This is a genomic window from Pseudomonas sp. Leaf129 (assembly GCF_001423465.1).
Classification (GTDB): domain Bacteria; phylum Pseudomonadota; class Gammaproteobacteria; order Pseudomonadales; family Pseudomonadaceae; genus Aquipseudomonas; species Aquipseudomonas coleopterorum.
The window spans coordinates 1-17,510 of the sequence record NZ_LMOC01000012.1; the positions used below are offsets into that span (position 1 = coordinate 1).

The window sequence follows — 17,510 nt, forward strand, 5'->3', positions numbered from 1 at the left end:
GATGTCATTGCGCATCACATCCAGCGCGCCCGTGGTCAGTCCAGTGTTCAGGGTCCTGGAAGCGAAGGCGAATGGCACGCTCGACCCCGCTACCCTAGGCGCCAGTGCCACGGTTCGAGTGGTGCACTCGGGCATGTTGCCGGGCGATACCGTGCGCGTGACCTGGGGCGGCTCGCCCTCACGCAATACCGAGATCAAGCCAGTGGTCGATCGCGCCACGCCGGTGGACTTCGCCATACCCAAGTCCTGGGTGACGGAGAACAGCGGCAAGACGGTGCCGGTGCTGTACACGTATAAAAAAGCCGGAGTCGGCACTCCTGTGCCGTCAGCTCCGATTCAAATACGAGTGACCTCGAACTTCGCCGGGAGCGGGCAGGCAACTGCCGCTCAGCTCGACGCGCGCTACAAGGACACGCGCAACGATTGTGGCGGACGCCCCGCCTACAACTGTAACGGCGTGCTGCTTCGCACCGTGGACAGCGGGAGCTTCCTTTCCTGGAACCCCAGTGCCACCGCCATCTCCAAGAACGCCGTATCGTTCTCCTTCGTGCGCAAAGACCTTGGCATTACCTACCTGGCCTGGAACAACGTGCAGGGCATCATCTTTCAAAACCCCGACAGTGCAAGCGCAGCCGCCAGGCAGTACATCCGGGTCCTGTGTGCTTTTCCAAGCGACGCCGCCAGTTGGCATCGTGCCAATCAGGGATGTGGCGCCCACCCCAGCTACCCCTCGCAAAGCGGCTACTGCTCCAGCCAGGGGGTCACTTCGCTGGATGCCTGGAAGCGACACTATCAGGCCGCCGGTGGATCTGGATCGTTCTCCGCACGTAACGAGCATCAATGCTCGTTCTTGGGATCCAGTCAAGCGACGTTCGCCTTGAGCCTGACGGCACGCGCCAATTTCGTGCGACCTGGCGAGGAACGGCCTTATCACAATGAGTTGATGCTGCAGTTATGGGGGCAGAACCTGCACGAACAACTGCCGCTGGAAGCCGTGTTTTACCACGTGGAGCGCAACGCCAGCTCTGGCCTGGCCAGTGCGCGAGTCATCCAACGCGACTTTTTCAACTGCACCGCAAAGTTCCTGCCGCTGGTTCGTCTTTCTCTGCGCGATGGGCAGGCGTCGGCGTTCAGCTTCGCGGCCGCCGACCAGGCGGTCAAGGATACCGACACACCCAGTACGTCTGCATGCCGAGCGAAAGAAAGCAAATAGACCCTGCCCACTGTGGCACGCCATCGAGGACTGAACATGACTACGTCTATCCAAAGAATGACCGAGGTACTTGCCGGCCTGCGTTCCGCCGGCGGATCGGTAGCGAACACGCGCAGCATGGGGCTGATGGTACCGGTGGTACTGGAAGCCGTTCCCACGCTTGACTTAACGTCGGTGCCAAACGGCGCTACGGTACGGGTGTACTTTTGCGGCCTACTGCCCAGCGACCTGGTGGCGATTGTCTTGTTCGGCACGCCAGGGGCAGGGACGCCAGACATCGATCCGGTGTCGGGCAATGCTGTCGGGCATGTCGATTTTACGGTACCTGCTTCCGCATTGGTGCCCAACGACGGTGGGATGGTCAAAATCGTCTCGGCCGTGGTGCGCGGGGACGAACAATGGGTTTCCGACGAGATCACGCTCGCTGTGGGCAGCCTTCGCCCCGTACCCGTGGAAATCAAGCCATTCATTACACGAGCGTGGGACACGCGCGGGAATGTCGGAGACGGCGGCTCGACCTTCGATGCCGTCCTCAACATCGAGGGAATGGCGAGCCCGGGCATGCAGGTCGAGATTTTCCGTGACGGCATCTCGGTAGGCAAGGCGACCGTAGACAGTAATGGCAACTGGACGCATCGAATTGCCGATCTGCCCGTCGGCGCGCATACGCTGGCCGTGACGGCCCTCTATGGTGGCGGCCTGACTTCACCGGCCAGAGCGGTGACAAGGGCTACCAACCTCACGATCAAGACGGGCACGATGGTTCTGGATGGTGTGCATTTACACCAAGCTTCTTCGCCTGCCTGGTGGCGAGAAACGGGCAGCTACATGGCCAAGGTCACATCAACACGCAAGGCCACGGGTGGCACCCCTCCCATTCGCTACAGCTCGGCCAATACCCGTGTGGCTACCGTGGACGATAAAGGTCATGTGATCAGTCAGGCCAATGGCAGCACTCGTATCACTGCCACCGACGCACTGGGAAGCAGTGCAAGCTATGCAGTGACGTGCAGCAACAACTACAACCTCTACCAGTCGAGTGAGTCTGAGATGACTTACCAAGGGGCGCTGGACTGGATCAAAGGCTCGCCCGAAAACCGTGCCATTCCCCACAACGGCACCACCTTGGGTCGCGACATGCTGTCGGCCATGTCCACGCAGTTCGTATCCAGCGGTACGTTCAAGCACCATACGGGAACGCCTAATCCAGGCTCGCAGACCACTAACCTGACCGTCAGTAAAACTTCCGAAGCTCCCAACCAGGAAGGCCCTTTCGACTGGAACACCAAGGCGCGTGCAATGTGCTATCGCATCAAGCAATGAGTTTGCGTGTTGCCGCGCGCATCGGGATTGGCGGGGGCGTGCTGGGTGTGGGGTTATTACGTTATAATCCCCGCCTTTCGCCGCCCGCCGCCCTCGATGGCCGCCCGCGCATCTACTTCCGTTCAAAGAGGCTAGACCCTTGGCATTGACGATTCTTGGCCTGTCCGGCGCCCTTAGCCATGACCCTTCCGCGGCCCTGTACATCGACGGCAAGCTGATTGCCGCCGCCGAAGAAGAGCGCTTCGTGCGCGACAAACATGCAAAGAACCGCATGCCCTACGAATCGGCCAAGTTCTGCCTGGAACAAGCCGGCATCAAGCCGTCGGACGTCGATGTGGTGGCCATTCCTTTTGCGCCCATCAGCCTGTTCGGCAAGGCCCGCTGGCACTACGCCAAGCGCTATTGGTACGCCCCGGACCGCGCCCTCGATGCGCTGTTGATGGGTGACCGTCGCTACAAGCGCTACCGCAACAAGATCGTCTTCTGCCTGGAGCAACTGGGCTTCGACGCGAAGAAGATCAAGATCGAGCCGGTCGAGCACCATCTGGCTCACGCCTCCAGCGCCTACCACTGCTCGGGTTTTCAGGAAAAAACCGCGATCCTGGGTATCGACGGCAAGGGTGAGTACGCCACCACGTTCTTCGGCTACGGCGAGAACGGCAAGATCCACAAGATCAAGGAGTTCTTCGACCCGGATTCGCTGGGCGGCCTGTACGGCGCGATCACCGAATTCCTCGGTTTCGAGATGCTCGACGGCGAGTTCAAGGTCATGGGCATGGCGCCCTATGGCGACGCCAGTAAGTACGATTTCTCGCGTCTGGCTTCGTTCGAGAGCGGCGAGTTGGTGATCAACACCGACTACGCCAACGTCATCGGCCTGCGCCGCTATAAAGAGAAGGGCAAGGGCTTCTATTTCTCGCCCAAGCTGATCGAGTGGCTGGGCCCGAAACGCGAAGGCGACATCGCCGACGAGCCGTACATCCACTACGCGGCGAGCATGCAGGCGCTGTTCGAGAAGCTCGCGTTGCAAATGATCGACCACTACCTGGGCGATGTGCTCAAGCAGACCGGCAAGCTGGCTTTCGCCGGCGGCTGTGCGCTGAACGTCAAGCTGAACCAGAAGATCATCGCCCGCCCGGACGTGAAGGAGCTGTTCGTGCAGCCTGCTTCCGGCGACGCCGGTACGGCGGTGGGTGCGGCGGCCTATGTGTCCCATGCCCGCGGTGTGCCCGTGGAGAAAATGGAGCATGTGTACCTGGGCCCGTCCTACACCAACGAAGACGTGATCGCCGCCTGCGCGCGCCATCCGAACAAGCCCAAGGGCCGCATGCTCGGCAACATGCCCAAGCAGATCGCCCAGATCATGGTCGACGGCAACCCGGTGGCCTGGTTCCAGGGGCGCATGGAGTTCGGCCCACGCGCGTTGGGTGGTCGTTCGATCATTGGTTGCCCGAGCGTGCCGGGCGTGGCCGACCGCATCAACCATCAGATCAAGTTCCGCGAGCGCTGGAGGCCTTTCTGCCCCTCGATGCTCGACACCGTCGCGCCGCAGATGATCAAGATCGATCACCCGGCGCCGTTCATGACGTTCACCTTCGAGGTGGCCGAAGAATGGAAGACCCGTGTGCCGGAAGTGGTCCATGAAGATGGCACCTCGCGCGCCCAGGTGCTCAAGCGCGAATACAACCCGCGCTACTACGACATGATGAAGGCCCTGGAAGAGCTGACCGGTAACGGTGTGTCACTCAACACCTCGCTCAACCGTCGTGGCGAGCCGATGATCTGCTCGCCGACCGATGCGTTGAACATGTTCTACGGCTCGGACCTGCAGTACCTGATCATGGAAGACATTCTGGTGGTCAAAGAGGGCGCCAAAGCCTATGACACGCTCGACTGAGCGTCATGTACTGCAAATCTGCCACGGCTATGACGGGCTGCTTCTCGAAGGCGCCCGTCAATACGCCGGCGTGTTGGTGGGCCGTGGCTATCGGGTCACCACCGTGTTTTTGACCGGCGCAGCCGATGCTCGGGTGGCCGCCGACTGCGAGAGCGATGAAGTGCTGTTCATGGCCTGCAGCGCCGAGGCCTTGGCCGGTCTGAAGCGCGGTGCCATCGGCGAGCTGCGCAAGATTGCCGCTGCGCGAACATTTGCTTTCTGCATCGCGCACCAGTTCGAGCCTGTCTACGTTGCCCTGTTGGGCACTTCGCTGCGGGTGATTGGCGTGCATCATGCGTTTGGTGCCTATCAGCGCCGTTCGCGCCGGCTGTTTGTGCAGTTGTTCCGCAGACGCCTGGGGCTGTTGGGTGTGTCCGATGTGATACGCGACGACATTCGCCGCTGCCTGCCTGGCTGGGCATCGGAGCGTATTGCCACGCTCCATACCCGCATGAATACCTTCACCCTGCAGAAGCGATTGCTGCCGGCGGCCGAAGCCCGCCAGGCCCTGGGCCTTGCGCCCGATGCCTGGATCGTTGGCAACGTGGGCCGTCTGCATTCGGACAAGGACCAGGCCACCTTGCTGCGCGGTTTTGCCCTGGCCTTGGCAAAGCTGTCTGAGCGAGCGCTGCTGGTGATCATCGGCTCCGGGGAACAGGAACAGCACCTCAAGGACCTGGCCGTGGAGCTGGGTATCGCCGAGCGAGTGCGGTTGCTTGGCCAAGTGCCGCAGGCCCGGCTGTGTTTCAAGGCGTTCGATGTGTTCGCCTCGAGTTCCACTAACGAGCCTTCGGGCATGGTCCTGCTCGAAGCCATGGTCGCCCATGTGCCGCTCCTGGCGGCGGCCTGCGGCGCTGCGCCGGAGATCGTCGAAGGTGCCGGTATCCTGTTCCCGCAGGGTGATGCCGAACGTCTGGCCCAGGGCCTGGAGCACATGGCCACAATGGATCGCTACCAGCGTGCGCGGTACGAAATGCTCATGGCCGAACGCCTGGACGCCCGCTTCTGCGAGCGCGCGGTGCGCAGGGCTTTCTGGCAACTGCCGATGGTCACGGCACTGACGGCGCAAACATGATGCTCAACAGATTGCAAAGCGTGCGCGAGCGGGGCTGGCAAACGCTGGATGCGTCCAGCTACGCCCACGCCTGGACACAGTTCGGCGGCAGTGTGGCCACTCATCCACTGGTGGTCGAGCGCCTGGCCGCGCTGGCCGGCATCCCGGTGCGCTATCTGGGCTGGGAACACGCGGGTGAACTGGTCGCGGCAATACCCACCTGGGGTCGTCACCTGGCGTTGTCCAAGGACGTGCTCAAGCAGCACGGCAAGAAGGGCTTGTACGATCTGGGCAATGCCGAGTTGATCCTGCCGGCAGCCAAGGATGCTCAGGCGCCGCTGCGCCACCATGGCCGTTACCTGTCCGAACTGAACCAGGGGCGTTTCAGCGGCTTGAAGGCGCAGGCCGAAAGCCTGGCCATGGCGCGCACGCCGGAAGACTTGTCGAAGAAGTTTCGCTACAACCAGCGCCGTGAACTGCGTCTGCTGGAAGAGGCGGGCGGGGTGGTGAAGCCGGTCGCCGAGTTCAGCAGTGGCGAGCTGGCGGCGATCTACTGTGATTTGTTCCAGCGGCGCTGGGGTTTTGCCGCGACCGGTGCCGAGCGCATGGGCGAGGTCATCGAGTTGCTGCGCGAGCTGATGATCGGGTCGGTGCTGCTGCTGGACGATGCGCCCATCGCCATCCAGTTGGTGTACCGCGTCGAGGCTCCGGAATGGGTCAGTGTGGAGTACATCAATGGTGGTGTGGATCCGCAGTCCCGTGCGTTCAGCCCGGGCAGTGTGCTCAGTTATCTCAATACCCAGAGTGCCTGGGAACAGGCCCGCGCGGTGAACAAGCCGCTGCGTTTCTCGTTCGGCCGGGCCGATCGTGAATACAAGGACCGCTGGTGCAACCCCGTTCCGGTGTTTCAGGCATGAGCCGCAAGCAGGCGTTGCTCGCCCGGCATCGGCGCAACAAGCGGCGTGTGCTGCTGGCTGGGCTGGCGGTAATGCTGCTGGCGGGGGTACTGATCGCCTGGTGGTTGCCGCTGCCCCTGCTGGTGCTGGCCTGGGTGGCCCATGAGGCGTGGTTTGCCGATCATTTGTTCTATTCCCCCGGCGACGATTACGCCTACAGCTTCGACAGCACCGCGGAGCTGGCCGGGGTCAGCCTGAACGGCGACCTGCTGCAGGTCACGGAGCGTCTGGAAGCGGCGGATACCTTGATTCTGGCCGTGGATGTGAAAGCGTCCTGGCTGGGTCGATTCCTGGATCCGTGCCTGCAACTGCAGGGCGTCGAGCTGGCGGACCGGCAGACGTTCGAGCGTGGTGTCGATGGTTTGCGCTATCTGAACCTGAGCGGCTTTGCTGACGAACTGAACCAGGGCCGCCTGCGGGTGCGTGGGCGTTTCTGTCGGATCGTCGGGGAACCGCGGTTGTGGCGCTTCCAGCATCCGGATTTCACCCAGCAGCGGGTCATGGTCATCGCACCCCATGCCGACGACGCCGAGTTGGCGGCTTATGGTTTGTACAGCCGGGCGGCGAGCAGTTGGATCGTGACCGTGACGGCAGGGGAGATCGAAGCCGAGTACTATCAGGCGATGGGTCTGGCGTCGGCTGATGCAGCGCGCCTGAAGGGACGGCTACGCGCCTGGGACAGTCTGGCCGTACCGCGCTGGGCTGGGGTACCGGCCGATCAGTGCGTGCAGTTGGGGTATTTCTGTCTGCAACTGCCAGCCATGCAGGCGGCGCCCGAGCAGCCGTGTGGTTCGCGTGAGGCGGACATGAACGATATCCGCCCGTTCCGCCAGCTCAACCCTTTCGCCTTGCCAGCGGACGCCGACGGCGCGCCGACCTGGAACAATCTGGTGGCGGACCTGCGCGAGCTGTTGCAGCGTGCGCAACCGGAGGTGCTGGTGATGCCGCACGCGAGCATCGATCCGCACCCCGACCACATCTGCGCGCAGGCGGCGGTGTTGCAGGCACTGGAAGGGCTGGCACACCCGCCACGCCATCTGCTGGGCTATGCCAATCATTTGCATGACAACGACCGCTGGCCCATGGGCAGTGCAGGCGAGGGCGTGGCCCTGCCGCCGTTCTTCGATGCCCGCGAGCGGCTGGTGCCGTGCAGCCTGCCGGTCAGCACCACGGTGCAGATGGACAAGGCCATGGCGCTTGGCATGATGCACGACCTGCAACCGCCGGCCCCGTTCAAACGTCGCGTGCGGCGCTGGCTGCAGTGGTTGCTGGCGGGTCGACGTTGGCCGGCCACCGGTGAGAACGAATTCTTCCGCAAGGCAGTGCGCAGTCATGAGTTGTTCTGGCGCAGGGACGTGTAGGGCGGGGTCGTTACGTTGAGCAAGGCGGTGTTCTTGCAGGTACACCGCGTGGGCCGCCGACGCGGCTTGCGCCGCTGCTACAGGGGTTGTGTTGTTGCGGGGACACCGCGTGCGCCGCTGATGCGGGTGGTGCGGATTTCTGGCGGGCACCGCGATCCCCTGTAGCAGCGGTGCAAGCCGCGTCCGGCCATACTGCGTTGGGCCTGGTGTTATTTCAGAACGGCTTTGTTCAGCTCTGCCAACGGGAAACACGCGGTCAATCGCTCGCGCTCCAGATAGCGGGAGAAATGCTCCAGATTGCGCTTGATCAAGCGCCTGGACAAAGGCCCACGGGTGAAGCTCATGTCGGCCATGTCGATCAAGCCCAATGCCCCTTCGGGCGTGACGATCACATTGCCCAGGTGCAGTGAGCGGAAATACACCCCGCAGCGGTGCAACTGGCGGACCAGGGCGATCAGTGGCTCAAGGCTCTCCTGCCAGGTGAACTCGGCAGTGTCCATCAACTGGCGCAGGTTCCTGCCGGGCAAGGGCTCGTACAGCACGGCCGTCATGCCGGGCTTGTCCAGACGGTAGTGCTGCAGCACCTTCAAGGTGGGCACGCCCAGTTGCTGAAGACGCTGGGCGTTGGCGATGAAACGTGCCGAATAAGGACGCAACAGCGCCGAGGAAAACAGGCGTTTGCGACGGAACAGCTTGAGGATGTTCCCGTCCGCGAGCAGGTACACTTTCGCGCCATGGCTGTCGGCCTCCAACACCTTGGCGCCAGCGGTCAGCGTGTCAAAAGCGGCCTGAGGAAGGCGGGTGCATTGCATCGTGATAAAGCCTTGATTGAAGAGGGCGGTTGGCATGATGCCCAAAAGCGGCGGCATGTTCTACCGCCAAGCCTACCGCAGCGCGCCCTTCGCGGGCAGAGGGCTCGGCCGCCCGCCCCGCTCCCACAGGGGACGGTGCAGGGAGCCCTTTGCGGGCAGAGCCTGATACCACAAGGGACTGTGCTGTGGGAGTGGGCTCTGCCCGCGAAAGGCGCGGCGCTGTGTTCCTGCTGCACTGCGATCCCTGATCCGCCCCTGTGATAAAGTTCCCGTTCTACGCCAACAGTGAGTTAGACGATGAGTGATTCACCGCGCCCAGCGGAACAGGATTCAAGCCTGAAAATCTATTTGCGACTGCTCAGCTACGTTCGCCCCTACGTGGGCATGTTCCTGATCAGTATCCTAGGTTTCGTGATCTTCGCCTCGACCCAGCCCATGCTGGCCGGAATCCTGAAGTACTTCGTCGACGGCCTGAGCAATCCCGAAGCGGTGCTGTTTCCCAACGTGCCCTACCTGCGCGACCTGCAACTGCTGCAGGCGGTGCCGATCCTGATCGTGCTGATCGCCGCCTGGCAGGGCCTGGGTTCCTACCTGGGCAACTACTTCCTGGCCAAGGTATCGCTGGGGCTGGTCCACGACCTGCGCGTGGAGCTGTTCAACAAACTGCTGGTGCTGCCCAACCGCTACTTCGACACGCACAACTCCGGCCACCTGATCTCGCGCATCACCTTCAACGTGACCATGGTCACGGGCGCTGCGACCGATGCCATCAAGGTGGTGATCCGCGAAGGCCTGACGGTGGTGTTCCTGTTCATCTACCTGATCTGGATGAACTGGCAACTGACCCTGGTGATGCTTGCCATCCTGCCGCTGATTGCGGTCATGGTCGGCAGCACGAGCAAGAAATTTCGCAAGCAGAGCAAGAAGATTCAAGTCGCCATGGGTGACGTGACCCACGTGGCATCCGAAACCATCCAGGGCTACCGGGTGGTCCGCAGCTTCGGCGGCGAAGGCTACGAACAGACCCGTTTCGCCAAGGCCAGCCAGGGCAACACCGACAAGCAACTGCGCATGACCAAGACCGGCGCGATCTACACACCGATGCTGCAGCTGGTGATCTACACCGCGATGGCCGTGCTGATGTTTCTGGTGCTGTACATGCGTGGCGACGCCACCGCCGGTGATCTGGTGGCCTACATCACTGCAGCCGGTTTACTGCCCAAGCCGATACGCCAGCTGTCCGAAGTCAGTTCCACGGTGCAGAAGGGCGTTGCCGGTGCAGAAAGCATCTTCGAGCAATTGGACGTTGCCCCCGAGCTGGACACCGGCACGGTGGAACGCGAGCGCGTCAGTGGCCTGCTGGAAGTGCGCAACCTCAACTTCACCTACCCCGGCACTGATCGGCAGGTGCTCAACGACATCAATTTCACTGCCAAACCAGGGCAGATGATCGCTTTGGTAGGGCGGTCGGGCAGTGGCAAGTCGACCTTGGCCGGGCTGATCCCACGCTTCTATCATCACAACGAAGGCGAAGTGCTGCTCGATGGTGTGGAGATCGCCGATTATCAGTTGCGCAATCTGCGTCGACACATTGCGCTGGTGACCCAGAGCGTGACGCTGTTCAACGACAGCATCGCCAACAACATCGCCTACGGTGATCTGGCCGACGCGCCGCGCGAGGACGTGGTGGCGGCCGCGGCCGATGCCTATGCCAAGGAGTTCGTCGATCGCCTGCCTGAAGGGTTCGACACGCAGGTCGGCGAGAACGGCGTGCTGTTGTCCGGTGGCCAACGCCAGCGCCTGGCGATCGCTCGGGCGCTGCTCAAGAATGCACCCGTGTTGATTCTCGACGAAGCGACCTCGGCGCTGGACACCGAGTCGGAGCGGCATATCCAGGCAGCGTTGGACCACGTCATGAAGGGGCGAACCACCTTGGTGATCGCCCACCGCTTGTCGACCATCGAGAAGGCCGACCAGATTCTGGTGATGGACCAGGGCCGCATCGTCGAGCGCGGCACCCACGCCCAGTTGCTCGCGCAGAACGGCTATTACGCTCGCCTTCACGCCATGGGCCTGGACGAACCGGCGAAAACCGACATCACCTGACCCCCTGTTTGCTCTGCGGGGCAGGGCACGGCACGTGGTCTGTGAGAGCGGAACTGTGAGCGCGGAACTGTGGGAGTTGGGCTGTGGGAGTGGGACTGTGGGAGCGGGTCTCTGCCCGCGAAGGCTTCACCGCGATCTGCCTGCCCTACCGCGTCGCCTTCTTGGCGGGCAGAGGGCTCGGCCGCCCGCCCTGCTCCCACAGTAAGGGCAGGGGCGGGCCTATCGGGTGCTTGCGTGTTAATATCGCCGCCCTGTTCATTTTGTATGTGGGTTGCCCATGAAGTTATCCATGCCGCGATTCGAATCGGCCCCTGTATTGGTGGTCGGCGATGTCATGCTCGACCGTTACTGGCATGGCGGTACTTCGCGCATTTCCCCGGAGGCACCGGTGCCGGTGGTCAAGGTCGAGCAGATCGAAGACCGTCCTGGTGGTGCCGCCAACGTCGCGTTGAACATCGCAGCCTTGGGCGCGCCGGCTTCGCTGGTCGGCGTGACCGGGACCGACGAAGCCGCCGACAGCCTGAGCGACAGCCTCAAGGCCGCCGGCGTGACCGCGGTGTTCCAGCGCATTGCCCACCAGCCGACCATCGTCAAGCTGCGGGTCATGAGCCGCCATCAACAATTGCTGCGCATCGATTTCGAAGAAGCGTTCGCCACCGACCCAGCGGCGCTGGCCGCTGAGGTCGACGCGTTGCTCGACGGCGTCAAGGTGCTGGTCCTGTCGGACTACGGCAAAGGCGCCCTGAGGAATCACCAGGCGTTGATCCAGGCGGCGCGTGCACGCGATATCCCGGTGCTGGCCGACCCCAAGGGCAAGGACTTTTCGATCTATCGCGGGGCCAGCCTGATCACGCCCAACCTCAGTGAATTCGAAACCATCGTCGGCGGCTGTGCCGATGAAGCGGACCTGGTGGCCAAGGGCGCCACGCTGATGCGCGACCTCGACTTGGGCGCCTTGCTGGTGACCCGCGGCGAGCACGGCATGACCCTGTTGCGCCCCGAGCATCCGGCCTTGCACTTGCCTGCGCGGGCCCGTGAAGTGTTCGATGTGACCGGCGCCGGCGATACGGTGATTTCCACGCTGGCGGCGGCCATCGCGGCGGGCGAAGAACTGCCCCATGCCGTGGCGCTGGCCAACCTGGCGGCGGGTATCGTGGTCGGCAAGCTGGGGACCGCGGCGATCAGCGCGCCTGAATTGCGCCGGGCGATCCAGCGCGAAGAAGGTTCGGAGCGTGGCGTGTTGAGCCTGGAGCAGTTGCTGCTGGCGATCGACGATGCGCGGGCGCACAACGAGCGCATCGTGTTCACCAATGGGTGTTTCGATATTCTCCACGCCGGTCATGTGACGTACCTGGAGCAGGCCCGTGCCCAGGGTGATCGTCTGATCGTGGCAGTCAACGATGATGCTTCGGTAAGCCGCTTGAAAGGGCCGGGGCGACCGATCAACAGCGTCGACCGGCGCATGGCGGTGTTGGCGGGGCTGGGGGCCGTGGACTGGGTGATCAGTTTCGCCGAAGGTACACCGGAGAACCTGCTGACCCATGTGCGTCCGGATGTATTGGTCAAAGGCGGTGATTATTCGGTGGATCAGGTGGTAGGCGCCGACATCGTCAGTGCTTATGGCGGCACGGTGAAAGTGCTGGGCCTGGTGGAAAACAGCTCGACCACCGCCATCGTCGAGAAAATCCGCAGCCGTTGAAGCGTCGGGTTTTACCGCGTTCCCGCAAATGCACCGCGTCCACCGCCGACGCGGCTCGCGCCGCTGCTACAGAGACCGCATCCACCGCCCACCCCCTGTAGCAGCGGCGCAAGCCGCGTCCGGCTACACCGAGGTTTCCCAGGCACACCGCAAGTGCCACCCCCCGGTTCCGGCCCACACCCCTGTAGCAGCGGCGCAAGCCGCGTCCGGCCACACCGCGGTTTCCCAGGCACACCGCACGACGGTAGCCGGTCGGGACAATGGGATTACTTGTGCAGACCGCTGCGCACCTTGCGCACCAATACTCGCGCCTTGACCTTGAATTTCTCCAGGCTGGTGCGGGGCTTCTTCGGGATGGCGAGGCCTTTTTCCGCCACCCAGTCACGCCACCGCACACGTTCGTCGCGTACCAGCCAGCCATCCTGTGCGGCGAAGCTCTCGGCCAGATAAACCCCGCGTGTGCCCGCCGCGTGCAGCTTGTCCTTCTTCAACGTGTACAGCTCGGCGACCGGCTGCCCGTCCTTCAAAGGAATCAGGTACAGGTCAGGCTTGCTGCGGCTCAGGCGGGTGATCAATTCACCCTTTTCCAGCCGCTCCTCGACGTGGAACAGGCTCAGCCCCTTGGCCTGCGGCGGCACTTCCAGACGCAGGTCGTACACCAACTGCAACGAAGCCGTCGGTACATGCACATACGCTCGTGGCCGTTCGATCAGGTTCAGGCTGCCACACTTCACCGGCCGCGCTGCACCAGAGCGGGTGCTCAAGCGAAAGGGCAATTTCTCCTGATAGCGCAAGACCTGGTCATACGGTGTCGGCAGCCAAGTGTCGTTGAAACGCCCACCCAGCCAGCCTTCCGACGTCTCCAGCAGGCATTCTTCGGCAATTTCCTGAATGGCCGTGTGCAGCGGCAGGTTCACTTCATGAGCCGGCACATAGCCAGAGATCAGCTTGAGCACGACGTCGCCGCGGTCTTCGCGGCGCTGGCGCACCAGCACCCAGTAGTCGCGCCCACGCCAGTTCAGGGTCAGCCGGACCGACACGCCGAGGTTGGCCAGTTCCACGCGAAAGCGTTCGCTGTCATTCACCTCGACCGGTTTGCGCCGCTCCAGGGTCTGGGCGAAATTCAACGGCATGCCCACGGCTTCATAGCTCAGGGCTTCGGGCGTGGCATCGACGGCAAGGGGCAGGGTCTTGAAATTGCCTGGATTCTTTCGGGTCAGGGTACGCGGCATTACGGCTCCTTCTTGCGTCGGGGTCGGCCGCGTCGGCGGCGTCAATTCCTGAGTAGCACGGCAGCGGCTGTCGCTACGTTGTGGGACAGGTGCAGCGGATTTATCGTTCCGACAATAGCACTGGCCACCCCAGGGTGAGCAAACAGCAGCTCGAAGCTGGCGCGCACCGGATCCACACCCGGAGCCAGGCAGGCATGACCGCTGGCCAACGCTTTTTTCACCAGAATGGCCTTGCCGTGGGCGGCCGCGTAGTCGAGCACCGGGCGCTCGGATTGCTCGTTCAGGTTGTAGGTGACCATGGCGCAGTCCCCGGTTTCCAGGGCTTTGAGCCCGCCCTGCACGGTTTTGCCGGAAAAGCCGAAGCCGCGAATCTTGCCTTCGGCCTTCAGCGTCGCCAACGTTTCGTACACCTCACAGCTCTGGAGAATATCCAGATCGTTGCCGTCCGAATGCACCAGCAGCAGATCGATGAAGTCTGTTTCCAGGCGTTTCAAACTGCGCTCCACCGAGAACCGCGTGTGCTCGGCGCTGAAGTCGAAGCGTGATTGACCCCCTTCGAATTCTTCACCGACTTTGCTGACGATCACCCAGTCCTGTCGCTGACCCCGCAGCAGCGGCCCCAGGCGTTCTTCGCTGATGCCATAGGCCGGCGCGGTGTCGATCAGGTTGATGCCCAGCTGACGTGCCTGGCCCAGCAACATGCGCGCGGCGCTGTCATCGGGAATGGTGAAGCCGTTGGGGTATTTCACCCCTTGGTCGCGGCCCAGTTTCACCGTACCCAGGCCCAGGGGGGAAACCCGTAGGCCGGTGTCGCCCAGCGGGCGGTGCAGGTCGTGCAGGGTGGGCAGGCTCATGGCAGCAGTTCATCCCAGACAGGTGTGGCCAGGGCCGGCTTGGGCAGCTCTGGCAGGGGAGCATGGCTGTGCGGTGCAATGCCATCGCGCTGCAGGGCAGCGATGACGCGGTCGGCGAAATCCGGCGCCAGGGCCAGCTTGGTCGGCCAACCCACCAGCAAGCCGGGTTGATCTGCCAGAAACGCATTGTCCGGGCGCACTAGCCCGGATTGAGCGGGCTCGGCGCGATTGACCCGCAAGGTGGCCCAGCGCAGTTGGCTTTGATCGACCCACGGCAGCAACTGGCCGATTTCCTTCTGGGCAGCGGCGATCTGCTGGGCCGGATCGCGAGCCACACCGTCGGCTTCGGCGATCTCGCCACCCAGGTACCAGACCCATTGGCCGTCGGCCCCCGGATGGGTGGTGACGGTGATGCGCGGCTTCGGCCCGCCGCCCAGGCAATGGGCGTACAAGGGTTTCAGGTTGGCGCCCTTGGCCAGCACCATGTGCAGTGGCCGCCGCTGCATCGTGGGTTGTTCGACGCCCAGTTCCGACAGCAGGGCCTGGATGCCTTCGCCGGCGCTGAGCACCACGCGCTGGGCGCGAATCACCCGGCCGTCGACGATCAGTCCGGCCAGCCGGTTCTGGTCATACAGTGGCTCGATCCGCTCGCCCGCCAGCAGCCCATCGCCGGCCAGCTCGGCGAGCCGAGCGACCAGGCTAGGCACATCCACCACCAGCTCGGCCAAGCGATAGACCTTGCCCTTGAACGCGCGGTCCTGCAGCGCGGGCGGCAGCTGCTCGCCCTTGACCTGATCGACCCGGCCGCGCACGGCCTTGCTGGCGAAGAAGCTGGTGAGGTTGCCCGCCAGCGTGCCCGGCGACCACAGATAATGCGCCTCGGACAGCAGGCGCACGCCCGAAAGGTCCAGTTCGCCCTGGCCAGCCAGCGCTTCCCGCCAGCGCCGCGGCATGTCGGCGATGGCTTCGGAGGCGCCGGTCAGCGCGCCGTGCAGGGCGTATTTGGCACCGCCGTGAATGATCCCCTGGGCCTTGAAGGTCTGCCCGCCGCCCAGGCGCGCGTTCTCCACCAGCACCGTCGAATAGCCCAGGGCGCGCAGCCGCGCGTTGAGCCAGAGCCCGGCGACACCGGCGCCGACGATGACGATATCAGTGGACAGTTCAGACGGCATTGCAGACCTCGCAGGCTAGGACAGGCGGGGGAGTATACAGCCTCAGTGCCCGGTGGTTTTCGAGAACAGCTGGATCACCACCACGCCCAGCACGATCAGCGCCATGCCGAGCATGGCCGGCAGGTCGAGCTTCTGCCCGTAGATGAACAGGGCGGCGATGCTGACCATGACGATGCCCATGCCCGCCCAGATGGCGTAGGCGATGCCCACCGGCACCGTGCGCACCACCAGGGTCAGCATCCAGAACGCGATGCCATAGCCGGCCACCACCAGAAACAGCGGCAGCGGTGTACTGAGCCCTTTGACCGCCTTCATGGAGACAGTGGCGATCACTTCGGCGCAGATGGCGATGGCAAGAAAAGCGTAGGCGTTCATGGTGGGGCTCCTGTTCGATGCAGGCATTCTAGGCGATGCACGGCCGGCGCGGGTTCGTCCATTTCGAGTGATCGCCGGGCAATCGGTTCGCAGGGTTGCGGCGGGCACTTGGTCAAGGATCATGACCTGAGTACACTTCGCCGCCATGAACAGAACTCTCTATACCTTGCTGTTTCACCTGGCGCTGCCGTTGCTGGCCGTGCGTCTGTGGTTGCGCGCGCGCAAGGCGCCGGCCTACGGGCAACGCCTGAGCGAGCGTTTCGCCTACCGCTTGCCGCCGATGCAGCCGGGGGGTATCTGGGTGCATGCCGTGTCGGTGGGCGAAAGCATTGCCGCCGCACCCATGATCCGCCAGTTGCTGCTGCGCCATCCCGAGCTGCCCATCACCGTGACCTGCATGACCCCGACCGGGTCGGAGCGCATCCAGGCACTGTTCGCTGGCGAGCCGCGCATCCAGCATTGCTACCTGCCGTACGATCTGCCCTGGGCATCTGGCCGCTTTCTTGACCACGTACGTCCGCGGCTGGCCGTGATCATCGAAACCGAACTGTGGCCCAACCACATTCATCAGTGCGCCCGGCGCGGCATTCCGGTCGCATTGGCCAATGGCCGGCTCTCCGAGCGTTCGGCCAGGGGCTATGCACGTTTCTCTCGGTTGACCGCGCCAATGCTGGCGGAAATGAGCCTGCTGGCGGTGCAGACACAAGTCGAGGCAGAGCGTTTTCTGGCGTTGGGCGCACGCCCCGAGTGTGTGCAGGTGACCGGCTCGATCAAGTTCGATCTCAACGTCGACCCTACCGTGCCTGTCCGCGCCGCTCGGTTGCGCGAACAGTGGCAGGCCAGCGAACGCCCGGTCTGGATCGCCGCCAGCACTCACGAGGGTGAAGATGAGGTGATCCTGGCCGCCCATCGTCAGTTGCTCGCCAGCCACGCCGATGCCTTGCTGATTCTGGTCCCGCGGCACCAGGAGCGTTTCGCTTCAGTTCATGCGTTGTGCAAGGCCCAGGGTTTCACCACGGTGCAGCGCTCGCTCGATCAGCCGGTCACGGCGGCAACCCAAGTGCTGCTGGGCGATACCATGGGCGAGTTGCTGTTCCTCTATGCCCTGGCGGACATCGCGTTCGTCGGCGGCAGTCTGGTGGCCAATGGAGGGCACAACCCGCTGGAGCCTGCCGCGCTGGCCAAGCCGGTGCTGAGCGGGCCGCACATGTTCAACTTTCTCGAGATCGGCGCGATGCTGCGCGAGGCTGGTGCATTGGTCGAGGTCGACGACGCACAGGGTCTGGCAACGGCAGTGCGACAGTGGATAGAGCTGCCGCGTGATGCGGTGCGCAGCGGAGAGGCCGGGCTGGCCGTGATGCGCGCCAACCAAGGCGCGTTGAAGCGCCTGCTCGATGCCCTCGACGCCAAGCTTTAG

General features: G+C 63.5%; 15 protein-coding genes. 9 read left to right on the top strand and 6 right to left on the bottom strand.

The genetic code is table 11. From position 1 onward, the window contains the following. On the bottom strand, positions 1-237 hold a 237-nt coding region (locus ASF66_RS23020), incomplete at its 3' end, for a hypothetical protein (protein ID WP_236707143.1). Between ASF66_RS23020 and ASF66_RS21255 the strand changes: the two genes are divergently transcribed. The 6 genes from ASF66_RS21255 to ASF66_RS21280 all read left to right on the top strand — a co-directional run bounded on the left by ASF66_RS21255 (position 203) and on the right by ASF66_RS21280 (position 7,843). Continuing rightward, a complete protein-coding gene (locus ASF66_RS21255; protein ID WP_236707144.1) occupies positions 203-1,213 on the top strand; it encodes a hypothetical protein in 1,011 nt (336 codons plus the stop codon). The two genes, ASF66_RS23020 and ASF66_RS21255, sit on opposite strands and share 35 nt — an antisense overlap. Before the next feature lie 36 nt (positions 1,214-1,249). After that, positions 1,250-2,536 (top strand): Ig-like domain-containing protein, encoded by a 1,287-nt coding sequence (locus tag ASF66_RS21260; protein WP_156463248.1) that lies wholly within the window; start codon positions 1,250-1,252, stop codon positions 2,534-2,536. A gap of 139 nt (positions 2,537-2,675) precedes the next feature. Further along, positions 2,676-4,433 (top strand): carbamoyltransferase family protein, encoded by a 1,758-nt coding sequence (locus ASF66_RS21265; protein WP_056845275.1) that lies wholly within the window; start codon positions 2,676-2,678, stop codon positions 4,431-4,433. After that, positions 4,417-5,547 carry a glycosyltransferase gene (locus ASF66_RS21270; RefSeq protein WP_056845276.1) on the top strand — a complete coding sequence of 377 codons (1,131 nt, stop codon included), beginning with the start codon at positions 4,417-4,419 and terminating at the stop codon, positions 5,545-5,547. The genes ASF66_RS21265 and ASF66_RS21270 overlap by 17 nt, the downstream gene beginning before the upstream one ends. Then, on the top strand, positions 5,547-6,443 hold the full coding sequence (locus ASF66_RS21275; RefSeq protein WP_056845334.1) for an antimicrobial resistance protein Mig-14: 897 nt from the start codon (positions 5,547-5,549) through the stop codon (positions 6,441-6,443). Before ASF66_RS21270 ends, ASF66_RS21275 begins: the two co-directional genes overlap by 1 nt. Next, positions 6,440-7,843 carry a PIG-L deacetylase family protein gene (locus ASF66_RS21280; protein ID WP_056845277.1) on the top strand — a complete coding sequence of 468 codons (1,404 nt, stop codon included), beginning with the start codon at positions 6,440-6,442 and terminating at the stop codon, positions 7,841-7,843. The genes ASF66_RS21275 and ASF66_RS21280 overlap by 4 nt, the downstream gene beginning before the upstream one ends. A 209-nt stretch (positions 7,844-8,052) precedes the next feature. Here ASF66_RS21280 and ASF66_RS21285 read toward each other — a convergent pair whose 3' ends face one another. Next, on the bottom strand, positions 8,053-8,655 hold the full coding sequence (locus tag ASF66_RS21285) for a lipopolysaccharide kinase InaA family protein (RefSeq protein ID WP_056845335.1): 603 nt from the start codon (positions 8,653-8,655) through the stop codon (positions 8,053-8,055). Positions 8,656-8,952: 297 nt separating this feature from the next. On the opposite strand from ASF66_RS21285, the gene msbA reads away from it, so the two are divergent. Further along, positions 8,953-10,761, top strand: a complete 1,809-nt coding sequence (gene msbA, locus ASF66_RS21290) for a lipid A export permease/ATP-binding protein MsbA (RefSeq protein ID WP_049862460.1) — start codon at positions 8,953-8,955, stop codon at positions 10,759-10,761. Positions 10,762-11,038: 277 nt separating this feature from the next. Next, positions 11,039-12,460, top strand: a complete 1,422-nt coding sequence (gene hldE / locus ASF66_RS21295; RefSeq protein WP_056845278.1) for a bifunctional D-glycero-beta-D-manno-heptose-7-phosphate kinase/D-glycero-beta-D-manno-heptose 1-phosphate adenylyltransferase HldE — start codon at positions 11,039-11,041, stop codon at positions 12,458-12,460. Positions 12,461-12,726: 266 nt separating this feature from the next. Here the strand turns inward: hldE and ASF66_RS21300 are convergent, their stop codons facing one another. From ASF66_RS21300 to ASF66_RS21315, 4 genes are read right to left on the bottom strand one after another with little or no spacing between them, the layout of a single operon-like run. Further along, entirely contained in the window at positions 12,727-13,692 is a 966-nt protein-coding gene (locus tag ASF66_RS21300; protein WP_056845279.1) for a hypothetical protein, read from the bottom strand. A 41-nt stretch (positions 13,693-13,733) separates the two neighbouring features. Further along, complete coding sequence (locus ASF66_RS21305; RefSeq protein ID WP_056845280.1) at positions 13,734-14,546, bottom strand: aldo/keto reductase; 813 nt, start codon at positions 14,544-14,546, stop codon at positions 13,734-13,736. Further along, positions 14,543-15,718 carry an NAD(P)/FAD-dependent oxidoreductase gene (locus ASF66_RS21310; protein ID WP_056845281.1) on the bottom strand — a complete coding sequence of 392 codons (1,176 nt, stop codon included), beginning with the start codon at positions 15,716-15,718 and terminating at the stop codon, positions 14,543-14,545. The genes ASF66_RS21305 and ASF66_RS21310 overlap by 4 nt, the downstream gene beginning before the upstream one ends. Positions 15,719-15,760: 42 nt before the next feature. Beyond that, positions 15,761-16,093, bottom strand: a complete 333-nt coding sequence (locus ASF66_RS21315; RefSeq protein WP_049862455.1) for a DMT family transporter — start codon at positions 16,091-16,093, stop codon at positions 15,761-15,763. Positions 16,094-16,238: 145 nt separating this feature from the next. Between ASF66_RS21315 and waaA the strand changes: the two genes are divergently transcribed. Continuing rightward, entirely contained in the window at positions 16,239-17,510 is a 1,272-nt protein-coding gene (gene waaA / locus ASF66_RS21320; protein WP_056845282.1) for a lipid IV(A) 3-deoxy-D-manno-octulosonic acid transferase, read from the top strand.